The following is a 15,154-nucleotide window of genomic DNA, read 5'->3' as shown; positions in this document are numbered from 1 at the left end:
TCTAGCCCACGCAACCAGGCAATGTCACTGTCACTCCGCGAAGTGTTTATGCCTATTTCTCCAAGCTGGCCTGCCCCCTGACCCACTGCACCAGATCACGCAGCGGCTCCTCGGCCACTGGCGCAAAGTCATCGGCCACCATGCTGCGGGCTGGCCCCAGGCTATGGCCCAGGCCGGGATACAGGCGCACGGTATGGTCCACTCCGGCGGTGTCCAGAGCTTCTGTCAGGCGCGGCAGATACGCGGCAGGCGTGTTGGCGTCGTTGGTGCCCTGCAAGACCAGCACGGGCACCTTCAGCTGCGGTGCCTGAGCCGTGACACTGGGCAGCGCCCGCGCCGGGCTGTACATGTTCAGAAATCCAGCGGGAGAGTTCAGCTGCGTCTCCAGGCTCTGCCGCGCCCCGGCCAGGTACTCGCTGTCCAGCTCAATGACGCCGTTCCCGTCGCGGTCAAAGGCAGGGTTGAGTTTGGGTGCGCCGCCCGCAAAGCTGCTGGGGTCCAGCGCAAAGCCCACGGCATTGCGGGCCACCAGGCCTGCCCCCGGAGCGCCCATCACCGCCGCCAGATTCTCGGCACTGAGGCCACCAGGGGCTACCTGACGCAGATAAGGCAGCTGCACATCGGTCAGCTGCGCCTCAAAGAGTTCACCCCAGTCCAGTACCACAGGCCCCTGCACAATCAGGCCCGCCACCTCCGGGTTGCGGCGCACCAGTTCGGCAGCCACGGTGCTGCCCTCGCTCCAGCCATACACATAAATCTGCTCCGGGTCTATCCGGGGATTGCGGCGCATGGTGTCCAGCGCCGTCTGCGCGTCGGCCAGGAAGGTGTCCAGGTCAGCTTCGCCGTAGAAGCGGGCATAGTCCACTTTGCCAGGACCGCTCACGTAGCGCTTGTTGTAGCGCAAGCTGGCGATCCCGCCCCGCCCCAGCGCCTGCGAGATGTCCCCAAAAATGCTAGACACCACCTGTCCCTGCGGGCCAGTGTAAGTAAAGTCCATGTCAGCCGGGCTGGAACCATGAATCAGCAGCACGGCGGGCAGGCGGCTGGCCTGGGCTGCACCCTGCGCCGGATAAGTCCACTGTGCCGGACTCTGAAAGTCGCCCAGCGTCAGGGTGGTGTCCTCCGTCTGAGGCGCGGCGGCCTGGGTCGGCGGTGTAGGCACGACGTCCGCCGGTGCTGAGCGGTGCAGTGGTAAGGCAGGAATGGAGGCCGACGCCGCCCCGGCAGGAGTGCTGTAGGCAGGAGTACCGCCGCCAGCCAGGGCAACGGAGGGAGACAGAGCCAGCGTCAGGGCCAGCGTAAGTGTGTTTCTGGGCATGTTTCAGTGTAGGCAGTGCCCCTAGAGGTGAGATGAGAGGGCGGTGCTCCTGCGCCCTATTTGCCTACGCAGAAGTTGCGGAATACAGCGTCTACAATGTCGTCCTGCACGTCGCGGCCCGTCAGTTCGGCCAGGGCCAGCAGGGCTTCTTCCAGCTCTATGGAGGCGAGGTCGTCCGGGAGTGCCTGGGCCAGGCGCACATGGTCCAGCGCCCGGCGGGCAGCGTCGGCCTGACGCTCACTGCCCAGCCAGGCTTCACTGCGCGAAGCGTCGCCCAGCAATTCGGCCTGGAGCTGTTCGCGCAGCTCAGGGAGGCCCACACCTGTCGCCGCGCTGACCGGCAAGTAGGCGGCGTCGTGCCAGGCGGCAGGCAGATCGGCCTTGGTCCGCAGGCGAATCACCCGTGCCTGCATAGGCAGCGCCAGCGGCGGCGGTGCAAAGGGCGCAGCGCCGTCGGCCAGCACCAACACCACATCCGCTCCTTCGGCCAGGGCGTGGGCTTGCCGCACGCCAGCGGCCTCTACCACATCCTCGGTGTCGCGCAGACCTGCCGTGTCCACCAGCGTGACCGGCACCCCGGCCAGCGAAAGGCCCGCTTCCAAATAGTCGCGGGTGGTGCCCGCAATCGGCGTGACGATAGAGCGCTCATACCCCAGCAGCGCATTAAGCAGGCTGGACTTGCCCGCGTTGGGTGGGCCTATCAGGGCGATGCGCGCTCCCTGGTTCGCCACCCGGCCCGCGTGGGCCGTGCCCAGCAGCGCTTCTAGCTCGGCGGCGGCGCGGGCCAGCGGCACCCCGCGTTCCTCTTCAGGCACACCTTCTTCGGGATAGTCCAGCAGCGCGGCAATGCTGGAAAGGGTCAGTGTCAGGTCACGGGCAATCGCCTCCACCCGCTCCCCCAGCGCCCCGGATAGCCCCAGGGTCGCCTGACGGCGCGCCGTTTCGGTGCTGGACTCCACCAGATTCAGCACGGCTTCGGCTTGGGCCAGGTCCAGTCGGCCTGCCAGATAAGCCCGCAGCGTGAACTCGCCGGGGCGGGCAGGGCGAGCGCCCAAATCCAGGGCGCGGGTCAGGACTTCGCTCAGCACGGCGGGGCTGCCGTGGGTCTGAAACTCGGCCACGTCCTCGCCGGTGTACGAGTGGGGACTGCGGAACACCAGACACAGCCCTTCATCCAGCACTTCCCCGCCCGCGCCCATCAGTTGCCCAAACAAAAAGCGCCCGCCCGGTGTCGCGCTGGGACGGCGGCGACCAGCGAACAGCGCATCGGCCACGCGCAGGGCGTCTGGGCCACTGACCCGTACCACACCGACTCCCGCGTGCCCCGGCGCGGTGGCTACAGCAGCAATGGTGTCGGACAGGCCAGAGCGGGAGGAGGTGCGCGTCATGGGATTTAGGCTAGCGCTTGCCAAAGCTTTCTGTCCCGTGCTAAGCTCGTTCAGCGCTGAGGGGGCTTAGCTCAGCGGGAGAGCATCCGCTTTGCAAGCGGAGGGTCAAGAGTTCGAATCTCTTAGCCTCCACCAGAATGACCGCCGTTTCCGATGAGGAGCGGCGGTTTTCTTTTTGGCTCATTCCTTGTTGGGTTGGCTCAGATTCCTTGCTGGGTCAGGGCCGGGCTGTCTCGTCCGGCAATGCGGCGGGCAACGCGGCAAAGGCTGGCTCTGCCAACCGCTGAGCGTGCGAGCGGATATCAGGTGGCCAGGCCTGCATGGCGTCCCTGAAAGCGGCAAGGTCGCCCGCATACAAGGCTCTGGACGCTTCCTGATATCCGGCCAGGTCGCCTGCGAGGGTCAGCATAAAGCGGTCTGCCGCTGCCCTGGCCTGTTGCTGTGCAGCCGCCTGCGGATGACGCTTGCGCTCTGCATCAATGAGACGGCGCAGGGTAGCTGAAACACCGCCAGGTTGCCCCTCCAGCCAGTCCCACTGACGGGGCAGCAGGGTCACTTCTCTGGATGTTACGCCCAGTTTCGGGCGGCCCGGCCCCCTTCGGGGAGGCTGCGGAGCCGTGCGCTCAAGCACTTCTTCCAGCGTGCCCCGCCAGTCGAAATCTGCCTGCTTGCCGGTCTGGTCGTCAAAAATCAGGATGTCGCCCCGCGTCACCTGCTCACGTTGCGCGAAGAGCTGGCGCAGCAGGGTAGGCAGCTCAGCCGTGCCCAGGTGACGGGAACCGGCAAAGGCGGTAAATGTCTGCTCATTCATATCCGCATATTACCCGGGTAAAATATAGAGTGTCAATACTACCGGGGTAAAATACAGCCAGAGCTGTGCAGCTTCTCCCGGACTACGCCATCTGGCGCATTCTCTCCCCCACCCCGGCGCGTTAGCTTCGGGCCCTATGCCCAACTCCCACATGCAGCGCATCATCGTGATCGGCACCACCGGCAGCGGCAAAACCACGCTGGCACGTCAGCTGGGGCAGGTGCTGGGCCTCCCCCACGCCGAGCAGGACGCCTGGAACCATAGGCCCGGCTGGCAGGAAGCGCCGCTGGCGGAGTTCCGCGCTCAGGTGAATGCCTTTACCGCGCAGCCAGGCTGGGTCATGGACGGCAACTACACCAAGGCGCAGGACATCAGCTGGCCGCGTGCCGATACGGTGGTCTGGCTGGACTACTCGGCCCCAGTGGTCTTCACAAGGCTGCTGCGGCGTACGCTGCGGCGAATGTGGACCCGCGAAGAACTCTGGAACGGCAACCGCGAGCGTTGGCAAACCCTGCTGGCCTCTGACGGCATTTTGCGCTGGTTCTTCCGCACACACTGGAAAAACCGCACCCGCAACCGCCAGAAGCTGGACCGCCATCCCCATCTGGACGTGGTGCGCCTGCGCTCGCCTGCCGAGACTGAACGCTGGCTTCAGCGGCTGGAAGCCGGGCAGATGGGAAGTATCAAAGGCGACCTTTGGCCTGCCCAGTCAGGCGGCTGATGCGCTGCGCCAGAGCCAGTGCCCAGGCTGGGGGTGTTTGCTGCTCTGCGCGGGCCACAGCCGTCTGCACAGTGGCCTGGGGCGTGGGAATGGGGATTTGCCGTGTCCCAGCGCCAGCCACTGTAGGCCGTTCAGTTCAATCCTGAGTGCCGCATTGCTGCGGGCCGCACCAGCGTTCCAGCTGGCAAGCGTGGGCATAGGAAACAACGGATGAAGCTCGGTGGTCACGAGCAGGTCCGGGACATTTGCGAAGCTGTCACCTGCGTACAGGATGCCGTCGCAGGCCTCCAGATAAACCAAGCCCTTCAGAGTGGCTCGGCGCAGCGTTAACAGACAAAGAGCCAAGTGGTTCGCCGCCTTTCAGCAGCGTGCCGGGGTGCGTTTGAATGCCCAGGTGGTGCAGGTCAGCAGCGGACATCATGACTACAGCTTGTGCAGGCCCAGGGCCAGGGCCGTCAGGATGGTGGTGAGCGACACGGCGAAAAAGACCAGAGCAAAGGAGCTGCCCCACACCTGCCCAGCGCCGTAGGCCGCCACAGCGAACAGAGTCACCTGCAAGGCGGCTTTGGGCAGCGGCGGCAAACCATACGGGGCTTTGGGCGAAAGAAACATGCCCCAGACCAGCATGAACGCCACAGGAAAGGCCAGTGCCAGCAGCGGGTGCAGGCTCCAGCCCCAGCGAGTGAGCGCTGCCCACGCCACCACTTCCAGCACAAAGGCCAGCGTGCCAAAGAGCATCAGCATCTGCTAATTCCCAGCCTCGGCGCGTGCTTTGAGGGCGGCATTGATGCGGTGAAAATCGTTCTGAACGGTGCCCCTGAGCCAACCACGCACGAAGGGCACCAGTGCGCCCCGGAAAGTTTCGCCGTGCTCAAGCTGGGTTTTGCCGCCAGTGGTGGGCGTCAGGACGAAGTAGTGCTCTCCATCAAACAGGCGCGGCACCCACAGTCGGCCCAGCCAGCGCAGTTCGCGCCCCGCGTCGGCCCGCAGCACGGTGGGGCGAAAGGTCATGGTGTTGCCGTCCTGACTGTGGTTTTCGAATTCAATGGTCTGCCCGGCTTGCAGGCGGCCCGTCATCCTGACCATGACGGGGTTCCACTGCCCGTACTGCGCGGTATCGGTCAGCACCTGCCACACCTGTTCGGGCGGCGCGTCAATGAGCACGCGCGTGCGCAGCGGCTCACTCTGGCGAACGCCCCAGCCCACCAGTGCAACCAGCGCCGCCACGCCAAGAAGAACGTTGTTCGCTTTCATGTCGAACACTGTACGTCTTCCTTATGCAGGTGTCAAGACGTACAGTGTTCTTTATGCCTTACCCTGCCAAACTCAGCGCTGAGGCCGTGCTGGACGCCGCACAGCGCTTGCTGGAACACAGTGGCCCGGACGCCCTGACCATGCGTGCCCTGGCCGACGCCCTGGGCGTGCGCCCCAGCAGCCTGTACCGCCACTTCAGCAGCCGTGAGGTCTTGCTGCGTGCCCTGGGGGACCAGGCCGCCCTAAACCTGAAAGACCAAGTGCTAGACGCCGCCGAGGGCTTAGCGCCACGTGCCGCGCTCCTGGCAGCGGCTCAAGCTTATCTGGCCTATACCCGCACACATCCGCATCTGTACGCTCTGCTGCTGACCAAAGAAAATGACCTGCCCCTCGAACACCTCCAGCACAGCCCGGGGAAAATCCTCTGGAACACCCTGCTCCTGCTGATTGGTCGGCTCAGCGGGGACCCTGACGACACCGATCACGCGGTGGCCTTCTGGACCTTCCTGCATGGATTCGCCAGCCTGGAAGCCGCAGGCACCTTCGGGCAAAGCGGGCCGAAACGTGGATTTGAGGTCGGTCTGGAAGCCCTTTTTAACCATATGGAAGAAGTAGGGCAGGCAGGAAAATCCTGACACCCACTCGCCGCAGGTGACTGGGGCACGCCAAAGGCGTCTTTGTTCCTATAGCCCATAACCTCCGCCCCACAGCCCCAACCCCTTAGAGCATCGGCAATTCATCCAGCAGGCCAAAATCACGCGGCACAAACAGGCTGCCCTCGGTCACGCCCTGGTCACTCACACCTTCAAGCGCTTCTTCCAGTTCGGCGCTGTTTAGCCCCCCGGCCAGATATTCACGGTGCCGGGCGATGACTGTGCGCACTTGCTCCGGCGTCTCGTGAACAAATTCCAGCCGGAAATGCCGAATGCCCGCTGCCTGCCAGTCGTCCAGGTGCATTCCAGCCACCTGCGGGCGGCCCTCGAAGACAGTGTTGCGGCAGCCCACATCAGCCATCACAGGATGCTGCACACCGCGTTCGTCCTGCAGGGCGACCCGGTGAGACTCGCAGGGGTGGCCGCAGTTGGTGTAGTCGGTACCGCTACTCAAAAAGCGGCAAAACACGCAGTGCTCGGTGTGAAAGACCGGTAGGTGCTGGTAGGCAATCGGTTCCAGGGTTTCCGGCCCCACCAGCTGGGCGAGCTCGGTCACCTGCTGGGCGTTCAGGTCGTGGGTCGGCGTGACGCGCTCCAAGCCCAGGTCCAGCAGAGCGCGGGTGGTGAGCACGTTGGCAGCGTTGAGCGAGAAATCACCCGTCAGCGCGTGCGGCGTTTCCGCCGCCTGCAAGCCTTCGAGCAGCCCGCCCGAGCGCACCAGAATATCCGCGTTCAGGCCGAGCAGGAACTTTTGCAGGTTCTGCTCGGTGGGCTTGAGGATGCGCGGGCTGGCAACCCGCACGGAAATGCCAGCGGCCTTGACCTGCTCTACGCTGGGTTTCAGGCCGTACAGCTCCAGATAGTCCAGCGTAATGGAGTCGGGGCACTCCGCCAGAGCCGCGTCCAGTTGCTCAGGTGTGCGGACCAGCACATGCAGCTGCGGCGCGGAAGGCGCGGCCACCGGCACCGGGCTGGCCTGGACACTGGCCTGCAGCGCTCTTTCCAACTGCGGCACCGGGGCACGCTTGGGCGTCCGCCCCCGCAGCTCGGTCAGGGCGTCCACCGCTGAGCGGCGCAGGGCGTTGAGTGCCCCCAGCGGCAGGAACAGGCCCACGCCTTCTGGGGCAGTCAGCTCGGCGCGGAACTCGCCCAGGTGGTAGCCGGTGCCGCCCAGCTTGCTCAGCTGCTCGCGCAGGCCCCCCGCGTCCAGGGCGCGGTTGCGGGCTTCGCTCAGAGGGCTGTCGCCCTCCACAGTCACGCTGCGGCCTTCTTCGTCGCTCAGGGTGAGGATGGGCCGCTCGCCCAGTCGCCCCACAAACTGCGCGGACACGGGCCGGGTGTAGACCGGATCGGCAGCGTCGGTCAGCGGCTTCAGGCGGCTGTTCAGTGTGGGGTCCTGGGTCCGCCACACCGGGTCACCCTCCCGCACGCGGGCAGGGTCCACTGCGCCGCGCCCGAAGCGCAGTTCATAAACCTGTCCGGGACGCACATTTCCGGCCTCCACCTGCACACCGCCCTGCCACAGGCCATACACAAAGCCGCCTTCCTCGCGGCCCTCGGGCTTGCGCCAGTTGGCGGGGTCAAACACCAGACCGTCGCCAGGCCGCACCGTACGTTCCAGTGCCACCAGCACGCCGCGCTCAGTCACCCCGCGCACGGTGCCCACGTGCACGCCCCGGTGCCGGGGAGCCCGTCCGCGCACCACCGCCTGATGGTTGGTGCCGGCCATGAAATGCGGCCCCAGCCCCCGCGAATAAATCTGCTCTAAGTCCTGCTCTTCTTGCGGGGTCACGCTGAGCGGCAACCCGGCCCAGGCTTCATCCACGGCCTTACGGTACGCAGCGGTGGTCAGGGCCACGAACTCGGCGTCCTTGTAGCGGCCCTCGATTTTCAGGCAATCCACCCCGATACGGACCAGGTCCGGCACCTGATGCAGGGTGTAAAGGTCGCCTGGCGACAGCAGGTAGCGGGCGTCGCCCAGGTCACGGTACTCGCCATCCACAAACATGTCGTAGGGCAAGCGGCAGGCCTGGGCACACTGTCCCCGGTTGGCCGAGCGCCCGCCCCACGCCTCGGACGAAAAGCACTGCCCCGAGTAGCTCACACACAGCGCCCCATGCACAAAGGTTTCCAGCTCGATATCGGTCTGGCGGCGAATGCGCTCAATATCGGTCAGCGACAGCTCACGCCCCAGCACCACCCGGTTCGCCCCAAAACGGCGCGCCAGCTCGGCCCCCTCAGCGCTCGTGATGCTCATCTGGGTGGAGCCGTGAATGTGCAGGTCCGGGCAGATGTCGTGCGCCAACCGCGCCACCCCGTGGTCCTGCACGATGATGGCGTCCACGCCCGCCTCGGCCAGGCCAATCAGGCTTTGCTCGGCGCGGCGCAGCTCCCGGTCAAACACCAGAATGTTGAAGGTCACAAAGCCCAGCACGCCCCGCTCGTGCAGCTCGCGCATCACTTCCGGCAGTTCTTCAGAGGCGATGCCCACTTTGGCCCGCGCATGAAACCCGGCTCCGCCCGCTCTGGCCTGGGCCTCGGGCGGATTGACCCCAAAGAACACCGCGTCCGCGCCCGCTTCTATCGCTGCCCGAATCTGCGCACGTCCCCCAGCGGGGGCCATCACTTCAGGCTTGCGGATCAGGGGGGTGGGCACGGCAGCAGGCGTCGGCATAGCGGATCAGTTTAGCGGGGACGGACCAGCAGAAATGCAGCCCCGCTACCGTTGGCCCCGCTAAACTCACAGGCGATGATCGTCAAGGAGCAGCAGAGCAGGTCAGGCGGCACATCCAGAGCAAAAGCTGGCGAGAGGGCCGAGCGCCAGATGGCGTTTTATCTCAGGCGAGCTTTTGGAGAGACAGCCGAAGTGCTGGTATTTCATGACCTGCGTCTGTGCTATGGCGGTGAACATGCACAGCTGGACCACTTGATTTTTCACCGCGCCGGATTGATTGTTATCGAAAGCAAGAGCGTGACCAGCGCCGTAAAAATCAACGCCCGTGAGGAATGGGCGCGGCAGTGGGAAGGGGCCTGGAGTGGGATGCCTTCACCCCTGCTCCAAGCCCGCCGCCAAGGAAAAGTGCTGCATCAGCTCCTGGAGGCCAACGCTGGGGTGCTGCGTAGCCGCCTTGCTTTCGGTCTATTGCAAGGTGGTTTTGGGGCGCTGCCGGTTGATGTGCTGGTCGCCATCAGCGACGATGGCCTGATTCACTACGAGCGGGAGTTACCTCATATCGCCGCGCAGGTCAAAAAGGCCGACCAGATTCCAGACCGTGCCAGAGAACTCATGGCCCACCACCGCAGGCTGGCTTCAGTGTTCCACCTGGGACGCGAATCGCTGGATAAAGGCTTGATGCTGCCGGAAGCTGACTTTGAAAGAACCCGCGACTTTTTGCTGGCACATGACGCTGAAAACCTGCGTGCAGACCTGACCGGCGCAAGCAGCAAGCAGACAGCGGCTTCGTCTACGCTTCCCGTAGCCAGAGTCCAGCCGACCACCCTGCACGTCTCTGGCAAACAAACCCGCCCACCCCAGTGCAGCAAATGTGGGAGCAAGCGCCTGAGCATCCTGTACAAACACAGCTACTACTTCAAGTGCGGTGACTGCGGGGGCAATACCGCTCTTCGCCGTACCTGTCCGCAGTGCGGGGCGCTGCTCAAGACCCGCAAGCAGGGCCAGCGGTTTTATGGCGATTGCCCCGGCTGCACCACTTCGGAGCACTTTTTTACCAATCCCTAGAAGACTGCCAGCATCCGAAGATCGCTGCGCGGCTCTCCAGGCCGTAGCCTGCGCACCCGCAACCCATCAAACTTCCGTCAGAGCTGCGGGCGCATAATGCCCCTCATGCCGCGCCGCTCTCTCACTCCGCCCTGGCAGAACTGGTCCCCCAACGAACGCCTGGGCGTGCTGAATGGCTGGCTGGCCCTGCTGGGCGAGGGCTTTATGAGCGTGGCGATTGTGATGGCAGGGTTCGCAGCCAAGCTGGGCGCACCGAACGCCATCATCGGGCTGCTGCCGGCCATCGCCCAGGGGGGCTGGATGTTGCCGCAGCTGTATATCGCTTCGCGGGCGCGGCCCCTGACGCACAAGATGCCGCTCTACCGCTCAGCAGCCACGGTCCGCACAGTGACTTATCTGCTGATGGTGGCCTGCGCCGCTTTCCTGACCGACTGGCCCGCCCTATGCCTGAGCGTCTTTCTGCTCGCCATGCTGGTCAATGCGCTGGCTTCGGGAGTGTCGGGTCTCCCCTGGCTCGAAATCGTCAGCAAGACGGTGCCGCCGCCGCGCCGCGCCTGGTTTTTCGGAACCCGCAACCTGTACGGCGGCCTGCTGGCCTTCCTCGCAGGATTGGCCGTACGCTGGATTCTGGGCTCGGACTTAGCCTTTCCCTACAACTACACACTGATTTTTCTGCTCGGTACAGTAGCCTTCACAGTGGCCTACGCCATATTAGGACGGGTAGAAGAGCCGCCCGACCAGCCGCTGCCGCCAGGCAACTTCCGCGAGGAACTGCGCTCTATTCCTCAGTCGCTGGCCGACCCGGCCCTGCGGGCCTTTTTGAACGTGCGCCTGCTGCTGGCCTTCGCGGCAGTCAGCGAACCTTTTTATGCGGTGTATGCCCTGCGCGACCTGGGCTTTCCAGCAGCGTCACTGGGCACCTTCGTGATGGCGACCACAGCCGCTGCGCCGCTAAGCAACCTGGGCTGGCAGCGGGTGGCCGAGCGCAAAGGCTCACGGCGAATCCTGCGCTACGCTGCCGCTTTTGCACTGCTGGCCCCGGTGACTGCATTTCTGGCAGGGCACTTTGGCTGGCCGCCCGCCACTTACAGCCTGGTGTTCGTGCTGTCCAGCGTGGCCATGCAGGGCTTCAATCTGGGACACACCAATCACCTGCTGAACATCTCACCCGAAGGTCAGCGCAGCCGCTACATCGGCACGCTCAATACGCTGGTGGGCGTGGCCCTGTTCGCCCCGGTGCTGGGCGGCCTGGTGGCGGACCGCTTCGGTTACCAGCCACTCTTTATTTGCAGTGCAGTGCTGTACGCACTGGGATGGTGGGCGTGCAGCTCACTGCGGCGCGATGCCTGAATCCGTGGCGCGGCCCAGGCTGGCTCCTGGGCATCCCCCCAGGCACCAGCCTTTCTGCCTACTGCTTTCCACTCACTGGAAACAGACCCGTACCACGCGGCCAATAGGTGGCCCTCTCTACCATCTGTGCCGCCCACGCCTCAGCGCCTCCCTGTTTCAGCGGTTCTTGGACAGTGCTGTGTCCAGTGCATAGGCCCCTGGTCCAGCCAGCGCCAGGGCCACCGCGCCGCCAAACAGAACCAGGGGAAACTCGATCCCGCCGGGGTTGAAGAAGCCTGCTTTGAGGTGAACCATCAGCAAAGCGCCCAAGATGGTCAGCGCCAGCAAGGCAGCGGCAAAGCGCGTGCCGATGCCCAGCATCAGGGCCAGGCCGCCCAGCAGTTCAAGTGTGGCCACCGCTGGCGCGGCCAGGCTGGCCCCAGGAATGCCCATTTCGGTAAATGCTCCAGTGGTGCCGGGCAAGGTGTACATAAAGAACTTCTGGTACCCGTGCGCCATAAAAATAAGGCCGACGATGACCCGCAGAATCGTGAGGGCCAGGGCAGTACGCTGAGCGGTGTCGGTGGAAGTGGGAGCAGCAACTGTAGTCATAAGAGCCTCCTTTGTGTGATCACGTTATTTGTTTTAACGAGTATTTGTGGTGAGAAGGGCGAGAGGAGAATGAGCTTTCGCAAGGCGGTCTGCTAGCCCTGGCCAGCGACCTCCCGCAGCAGGGTGACCAGCAGTTCTACCCGCTCGGCAGGCATGTGCCCAAACTGCTGGCGGTGCAGGTCCATCATCGGAGCATCGAGCAAGTCCACCACACGGCGGCCTTCAGGCGACAGGCGAGTCAGCAGGACGCGGCGGTCCTTGTGGTCGCGGTGCCGCTCAATCAGGGCCTGCTTTTCCATGCGGTCCAGCAGCCGGGTCACATCCGGGTCTTTGTTGAGCAGGCGGCTGGCAATCTCGCTGCAGGTGAGCGCTTCTTCCTGTGCGCCGCGCAAGATACGCAGCACATTGAACTGGGTTACCGTCAAGCCGCTTTGCTTGAGCAGATGCTCGACTTCATCCTTGAGGCGCAGCGCCGAGGACTGAAGCGCGAGATACGCCTGATGCTCAGGCACAGTCGGGACTTTCTTAGTGTTTGACAACGTGCTCTCCTTCGTGATCGCGGTAAGCGTTCAACTGCAAATTCCCGCCGGGCCGTATGGTCCCAGCAGCCACAACACAGCCTGCCAGATGGGCCACCACGCTACTGCTCGCCCAACGCCCGCTTCAGCGCGGGAAGTCCGCCGGGATACACCTGAGCCGGTAGACCATCGGCCTGCAAGAAGCGGACGGCCAGTGGGGAGCGCACCCCACGCTCACATAGCACCAGCAGCGGACCGTCGGCAGGGGTCAGACCATGCTGGCCCTGCTCGATGGCAGCCAGGGCGACAGCCTGCACGCGGCGGCCTGGCAACAGCCGCTCCAGCGGTTCGGCAAAGCGCAGCTCCTGGGGGCGCAAATCAATCAAGGTGGCCTGTGGGTCGGGCAGCGACATGCTTCAGAGTGTAGAGTTCATCCACGAAAAAAATAGGATGAGGAGCCAAGCGGTGTCCGTGCTTCCCCACGCTGCTCGCCTAATAGCCTAGAGACGGACACATCTCCACGATGTTCCAGGCAGCTTCTAGGCCCAGCGCTGGGGAGGCCCTACATTGTTCCCCGGCAGCTTGACCTATTCTGGGGCCATGCCTATCGGAGAAATGAATCCTGCCGACGCCCATCAGCGGCTGGCTGGCAACGACTACCAACTGATTGACGTGCGTGAGGCGGACGAATTCGCGGACGTTCATGCCGAAGGGGCCATCAACATTCCCCTCAGCCAATTCACGGAGCGCTACCAGGAAATTCCTCAGGGCCCCCAAACGGTGCTGATCTGCCGCAGCGGCGCACGCTCTATGCAGGCTGCGCAGTTTCTTGCTCAGAACGGCTATGACGAAAGCCGCCTGCACAATCTGACCGGCGGCACCAACGACTGGGTGGCCCAGGACCTGCCCCACGTGCGCCCCGGAAACGGAGAATAAAGCGATGAGTGACCCCACCCCCAAACCCCCGATTGACCAGATTCCAGCTACGGCCACCGCTGGTGGAAGCCAGGATGTCTCTGTCTCCTCTACCTCAGCCGGCAGCGCCGAGGCCCAGACGGGCGAGCATGCCGCTTCCGCACAGCTCAGCACCGACCTTCCCACCAAAGAGCAGGTGCTCGAAGCGCTCAAAATCGTCAAAGACCCCGAAATTCCCGTGAACGTGGTGGACTTGGGCCTGATCTATGAAGTGGATGTGCTGCCGACAGGCCGCGTAGAAGTCACCATGACCCTGACCAGCGTGGGCTGCCCGGTGCAGGACCTGATTCGCGCCGACGCCGAAATGGCCGTGGGCCGCCTGGACGGTGTGACCGAAGTCGAAGTGGAGTTCGTCTGGACGCCACCTTGGACCATGGACATGATGACCGAAGACGGCAAGCGCCAGATGCGAATGTTCGGCTTCAACGTATAAACGCACAAAAGCAAACCAGTAAAAAGGCAGAAGGCTCGACACACTGAGCTTTCTGCCTTTTTACTGCTTCTCTACTGCTTCAAATGCCTAACTCAGTCGTTGTTGCGGGCCAAACCCAGGAAGTGCAAGAACTGTGCGAGGGCCATCGCAAAGGCCAGCACGTAGGTGAGTGCAGCGGCGGTCAGTACCTTCTGGGCACCGTCGCTCTCAGCGCCGCCACTCACGATGCCATTGGAGCGCAGGTAAGCCAGGGCGCGGCGGCTGGCGTCAAACTCCACGGGCAGGGTGATCAGGTGGAACAGCAGCGCACCGCCGAACAGAATGACGCCCACCCAGACCAACGGCTGGATGCTCAGGAACAGACCAGCCAGCACCATCCAGGGAGCCAGGTTGCTGCCAATGCTCAGGGGCACGGCCATCTTGCCGCGGGCCACCAGGGCCGGCATGCTGATTTTGTCCTGAATGGCGTGGCCCACTTCGTGCGCGGCCACAGCAGCGCCAGCCACACTGGGCAGGCGGAAGTTGGCTTCGCTGAGGTACACTTCGTCCTTGATGGGGTCGTAGTGGTCGCTCAGCTCACCGGGGGTCATTTTCACGGGCACGTGCTGCAGGCCAGCATCATCCAGCATGCGGCGGGCAATCTGCTCACCGGTCAGGCCAGAGCTGTTTTGCACGTTCATCCACTTGCCATACACGTTCTTCAGCCAGAACTGCACCACAAAAGACAGCACCATCAATCCCAGAATCAGCGGCATATAAGAGCTGCCGCCACCAGTGTTGTACATCATTGGGTCCATCAGTCATTCTCCTCATTCGTAGCCGGTGGGTGTGTCCCACGCCGGTAAAAGTATCTGGTCCTCGGCGAGTCAGTGTCGAGCAAGCGGGTTCGCCGTATCCCCACGATCTGCAATACGCCCCATCATTGCGGATGGTTGCATTGTAGCGGCCATGTGTAAGGCAGAGGTAAAGAAGTGGCGGTGCCCACCTCAGAGGCGGCGAATGGCCGTGACCAGCAGCAGCATCTGCACGCCGCCCTGCTGCGCAGGAGCGAACGCAGGCTGCACGATCAGGTCTATGCCGTCACCTTCCAGATAGCCGCGCGCAATCGCCAGCGCCTTGACCGCCTGGTTGACAGCCTGCGGCCCGACAGCTTGCAGCTCCACTTGCGGGGCCTCGCGCAGCAGGCCGGAGACTGCACCGGCCAGCGCCTTGGGCGCGGAATGGGAAGCGACCTTAAGCTGCATCACCTCTTCACTATGGCAGGTGCCGCCTGACGAATGGCTCACGGCCTCTGCGCCCTGGCGTCAGCCACCAGCGGCAGGTGGCCCAAAAAGCTGTTCTCCACCGCCCAAACTGGCAAGTGACAGGAAGTTTATGTCTGGCACGGACCTGCGCTAAGCTGT

The 15,154-nt window shown here is 64.0% G+C and carries 17 protein-coding genes and 1 tRNA gene; 7 read left to right on the top strand and 11 right to left on the bottom strand.

Features of this window, described 5'->3' with window-relative positions:
* Positions 1 to 52: 52 nt before the first annotated feature.
* Both IE158_RS05950 and mnmE read right to left on the bottom strand, forming a co-directional pair.
* Positions 53 to 1,318: an alpha/beta hydrolase family protein gene (locus IE158_RS05950; protein WP_189642747.1), complete on the bottom strand. Its 1,266-nt coding sequence runs from the start codon at positions 1,316 to 1,318 to the stop codon at positions 53 to 55.
* A gap of 56 nt (positions 1,319 to 1,374) precedes the next feature.
* Positions 1,375 to 2,706, bottom strand: coding sequence for a tRNA uridine-5-carboxymethylaminomethyl(34) synthesis GTPase MnmE (mnmE, locus tag IE158_RS05945; protein WP_189642746.1), 1,332 nt, complete (start codon positions 2,704 to 2,706; stop codon positions 1,375 to 1,377).
* A 60-nt stretch (positions 2,707 to 2,766) separates the two neighbouring features.
* Here mnmE and IE158_RS05940 point away from each other — a divergent pair.
* A tRNA-Ala gene (locus tag IE158_RS05940) sits at positions 2,767 to 2,841 on the top strand.
* A gap of 82 nt (positions 2,842 to 2,923) precedes the next feature.
* Here the strand turns inward: IE158_RS05940 and IE158_RS05935 are convergent.
* Entirely contained in the window at positions 2,924 to 3,517 is a 594-nt protein-coding gene (locus IE158_RS05935; RefSeq protein WP_189642745.1) for a DUF2239 family protein, read from the bottom strand.
* Positions 3,518 to 3,653: 136 nt separating this feature from the next.
* Between IE158_RS05935 and IE158_RS05930 the strand changes: the two genes are divergently transcribed.
* Entirely contained in the window at positions 3,654 to 4,238 is a 585-nt protein-coding gene (locus IE158_RS05930) for a P-loop NTPase family protein (RefSeq protein ID WP_189642744.1), read from the top strand.
* Between the two features lie 423 nt (positions 4,239 to 4,661).
* Here IE158_RS05930 and IE158_RS05925 read toward each other — a convergent pair whose 3' ends face one another.
* Entirely contained in the window at positions 4,662 to 4,982 is a 321-nt protein-coding gene (locus IE158_RS05925; RefSeq protein ID WP_189642743.1) for a YrdB family protein, read from the bottom strand.
* Between the two features lie 3 nt (positions 4,983 to 4,985).
* Positions 4,986 to 5,492, bottom strand: a complete 507-nt coding sequence (locus IE158_RS05920; RefSeq protein WP_189642742.1) for an SRPBCC domain-containing protein — start codon at positions 5,490 to 5,492, stop codon at positions 4,986 to 4,988.
* Positions 5,493 to 5,545: 53 nt separating this feature from the next.
* On the opposite strand from IE158_RS05920, the gene IE158_RS05915 reads away from it, so the two are divergent.
* Complete coding sequence (locus IE158_RS05915) at positions 5,546 to 6,127, top strand: TetR/AcrR family transcriptional regulator (RefSeq protein ID WP_189642741.1); 582 nt, start codon at positions 5,546 to 5,548, stop codon at positions 6,125 to 6,127.
* Positions 6,128 to 6,212: 85 nt separating this feature from the next.
* On the opposite strand, the gene IE158_RS05910 is transcribed toward IE158_RS05915, so the two are convergent.
* Positions 6,213 to 8,819 (bottom strand): U32 family peptidase, encoded by a 2,607-nt coding sequence (locus IE158_RS05910; RefSeq protein ID WP_229838936.1) that lies wholly within the window; start codon positions 8,817 to 8,819, stop codon positions 6,213 to 6,215.
* 75 nt (positions 8,820 to 8,894) lie between these two features.
* Between IE158_RS05910 and IE158_RS05905 the strand changes: the two genes are divergently transcribed.
* Both IE158_RS05905 and IE158_RS05900 read left to right on the top strand, forming a co-directional pair.
* The gene (locus tag IE158_RS05905) at positions 8,895 to 9,884 is read left to right on the top strand and encodes a nuclease-related domain-containing protein (RefSeq protein WP_189642740.1); all 990 of its coding nucleotides are present in this window, start codon (positions 8,895 to 8,897) and stop codon (positions 9,882 to 9,884) included.
* Positions 9,885 to 9,989: 105 nt separating this feature from the next.
* Positions 9,990 to 11,234, top strand: coding sequence for an MFS transporter (locus tag IE158_RS05900; RefSeq protein ID WP_189642739.1), 1,245 nt, complete (start codon positions 9,990 to 9,992; stop codon positions 11,232 to 11,234).
* Between the two features lie 156 nt (positions 11,235 to 11,390).
* On the opposite strand, the gene IE158_RS05895 is transcribed toward IE158_RS05900, so the two are convergent.
* The 3 genes from IE158_RS05895 to IE158_RS05885 all read right to left on the bottom strand — a co-directional run bounded on the left by IE158_RS05895 (position 11,391) and on the right by IE158_RS05885 (position 12,756).
* Positions 11,391 to 11,825 carry a DoxX family protein gene (locus IE158_RS05895; RefSeq protein WP_189642738.1) on the bottom strand — a complete coding sequence of 145 codons (435 nt, stop codon included), beginning with the start codon at positions 11,823 to 11,825 and terminating at the stop codon, positions 11,391 to 11,393.
* Between the two features lie 92 nt (positions 11,826 to 11,917).
* On the bottom strand, positions 11,918 to 12,364 hold the full coding sequence (locus IE158_RS05890) for a MarR family winged helix-turn-helix transcriptional regulator (protein WP_189642737.1): 447 nt from the start codon (positions 12,362 to 12,364) through the stop codon (positions 11,918 to 11,920).
* Positions 12,365 to 12,465: 101 nt separating this feature from the next.
* Positions 12,466 to 12,756, bottom strand: coding sequence for a rhodanese-like domain-containing protein (locus IE158_RS05885; protein ID WP_189642736.1), 291 nt, complete (start codon positions 12,754 to 12,756; stop codon positions 12,466 to 12,468).
* A gap of 187 nt (positions 12,757 to 12,943) precedes the next feature.
* Between IE158_RS05885 and IE158_RS05880 the strand changes: the two genes are divergently transcribed.
* On the top strand, positions 12,944 to 13,279 hold the full coding sequence (locus IE158_RS05880) for a rhodanese-like domain-containing protein (protein ID WP_229838935.1): 336 nt from the start codon (positions 12,944 to 12,946) through the stop codon (positions 13,277 to 13,279).
* Positions 13,280 to 13,454: 175 nt separating this feature from the next.
* The gene (locus tag IE158_RS13545; protein ID WP_229838941.1) at positions 13,455 to 13,751 is read left to right on the top strand and encodes a metal-sulfur cluster assembly factor; all 297 of its coding nucleotides are present in this window, start codon (positions 13,455 to 13,457) and stop codon (positions 13,749 to 13,751) included.
* 92 nt (positions 13,752 to 13,843) lie between these two features.
* Here the strand turns inward: IE158_RS13545 and IE158_RS05870 are convergent, their stop codons facing one another.
* Both IE158_RS05870 and IE158_RS05865 read right to left on the bottom strand, forming a co-directional pair.
* The gene (locus tag IE158_RS05870; RefSeq protein WP_189642734.1) at positions 13,844 to 14,548 is read right to left on the bottom strand and encodes a zinc metallopeptidase; all 705 of its coding nucleotides are present in this window, start codon (positions 14,546 to 14,548) and stop codon (positions 13,844 to 13,846) included.
* A gap of 189 nt (positions 14,549 to 14,737) precedes the next feature.
* Positions 14,738 to 15,037 carry a stage V sporulation protein S gene (locus IE158_RS05865; RefSeq protein ID WP_308430675.1) on the bottom strand — a complete coding sequence of 100 codons (300 nt, stop codon included), beginning with the start codon at positions 15,035 to 15,037 and terminating at the stop codon, positions 14,738 to 14,740.
* Positions 15,038 to 15,154 lie beyond the last annotated feature (117 nt).

The organism is Deinococcus piscis (assembly GCF_014653275.1).
Classification (GTDB): Bacteria; Deinococcota; Deinococci; order Deinococcales; family Deinococcaceae; genus Deinococcus; species Deinococcus piscis.
Note: the sequence above shows the minus strand (reverse complement) of the source record. Positions and strands in the feature narration are given on the sequence as shown.

What these genes read in the sequence shown, in the direction of transcription:
- IE158_RS05950 (WP_189642747.1), bottom strand. Translation starts at nt 1,318, where the DNA reads ATGCCCAGAAACACACTTACGCTGGCCCTGACGCTGGCTCTGTCTCCC.
- mnmE (WP_189642746.1), bottom strand. Translation starts at nt 2,706, where the DNA reads ATGACGCGCACCTCCTCCCGCTCTGGCCTGTCCGACACCATTGCTGCT.
- IE158_RS05935 (WP_189642745.1), bottom strand. Translation starts at nt 3,517, where the DNA reads ATGAATGAGCAGACATTTACCGCCTTTGCCGGTTCCCGTCACCTGGGC.
- IE158_RS05930 (WP_189642744.1), top strand. Translation starts at nt 3,654, where the DNA reads ATGCCCAACTCCCACATGCAGCGCATCATCGTGATCGGCACCACCGGC.
- IE158_RS05925 (WP_189642743.1), bottom strand. Translation starts at nt 4,982, where the DNA reads ATGCTGATGCTCTTTGGCACGCTGGCCTTTGTGCTGGAAGTGGTGGCG.
- IE158_RS05920 (WP_189642742.1), bottom strand. Translation starts at nt 5,492, where the DNA reads ATGAAAGCGAACAACGTTCTTCTTGGCGTGGCGGCGCTGGTTGCACTG.
- IE158_RS05915 (WP_189642741.1), top strand. Translation starts at nt 5,546, where the DNA reads ATGCCTTACCCTGCCAAACTCAGCGCTGAGGCCGTGCTGGACGCCGCA.
- IE158_RS05910 (WP_229838936.1), bottom strand. Translation starts at nt 8,819, where the DNA reads ATGCCGACGCCTGCTGCCGTGCCCACCCCCCTGATCCGCAAGCCTGAA.
- IE158_RS05905 (WP_189642740.1), top strand. Translation starts at nt 8,895, where the DNA reads ATGATCGTCAAGGAGCAGCAGAGCAGGTCAGGCGGCACATCCAGAGCA.
- IE158_RS05900 (WP_189642739.1), top strand. Translation starts at nt 9,990, where the DNA reads ATGCCGCGCCGCTCTCTCACTCCGCCCTGGCAGAACTGGTCCCCCAAC.
- IE158_RS05895 (WP_189642738.1), bottom strand. Translation starts at nt 11,825, where the DNA reads ATGACTACAGTTGCTGCTCCCACTTCCACCGACACCGCTCAGCGTACT.
- IE158_RS05885 (WP_189642736.1), bottom strand. Translation starts at nt 12,756, where the DNA reads ATGTCGCTGCCCGACCCACAGGCCACCTTGATTGATTTGCGCCCCCAG.
- IE158_RS05880 (WP_229838935.1), top strand. Translation starts at nt 12,944, where the DNA reads ATGCCTATCGGAGAAATGAATCCTGCCGACGCCCATCAGCGGCTGGCT.
- IE158_RS05870 (WP_189642734.1), bottom strand. Translation starts at nt 14,548, where the DNA reads ATGGACCCAATGATGTACAACACTGGTGGCGGCAGCTCTTATATGCCG.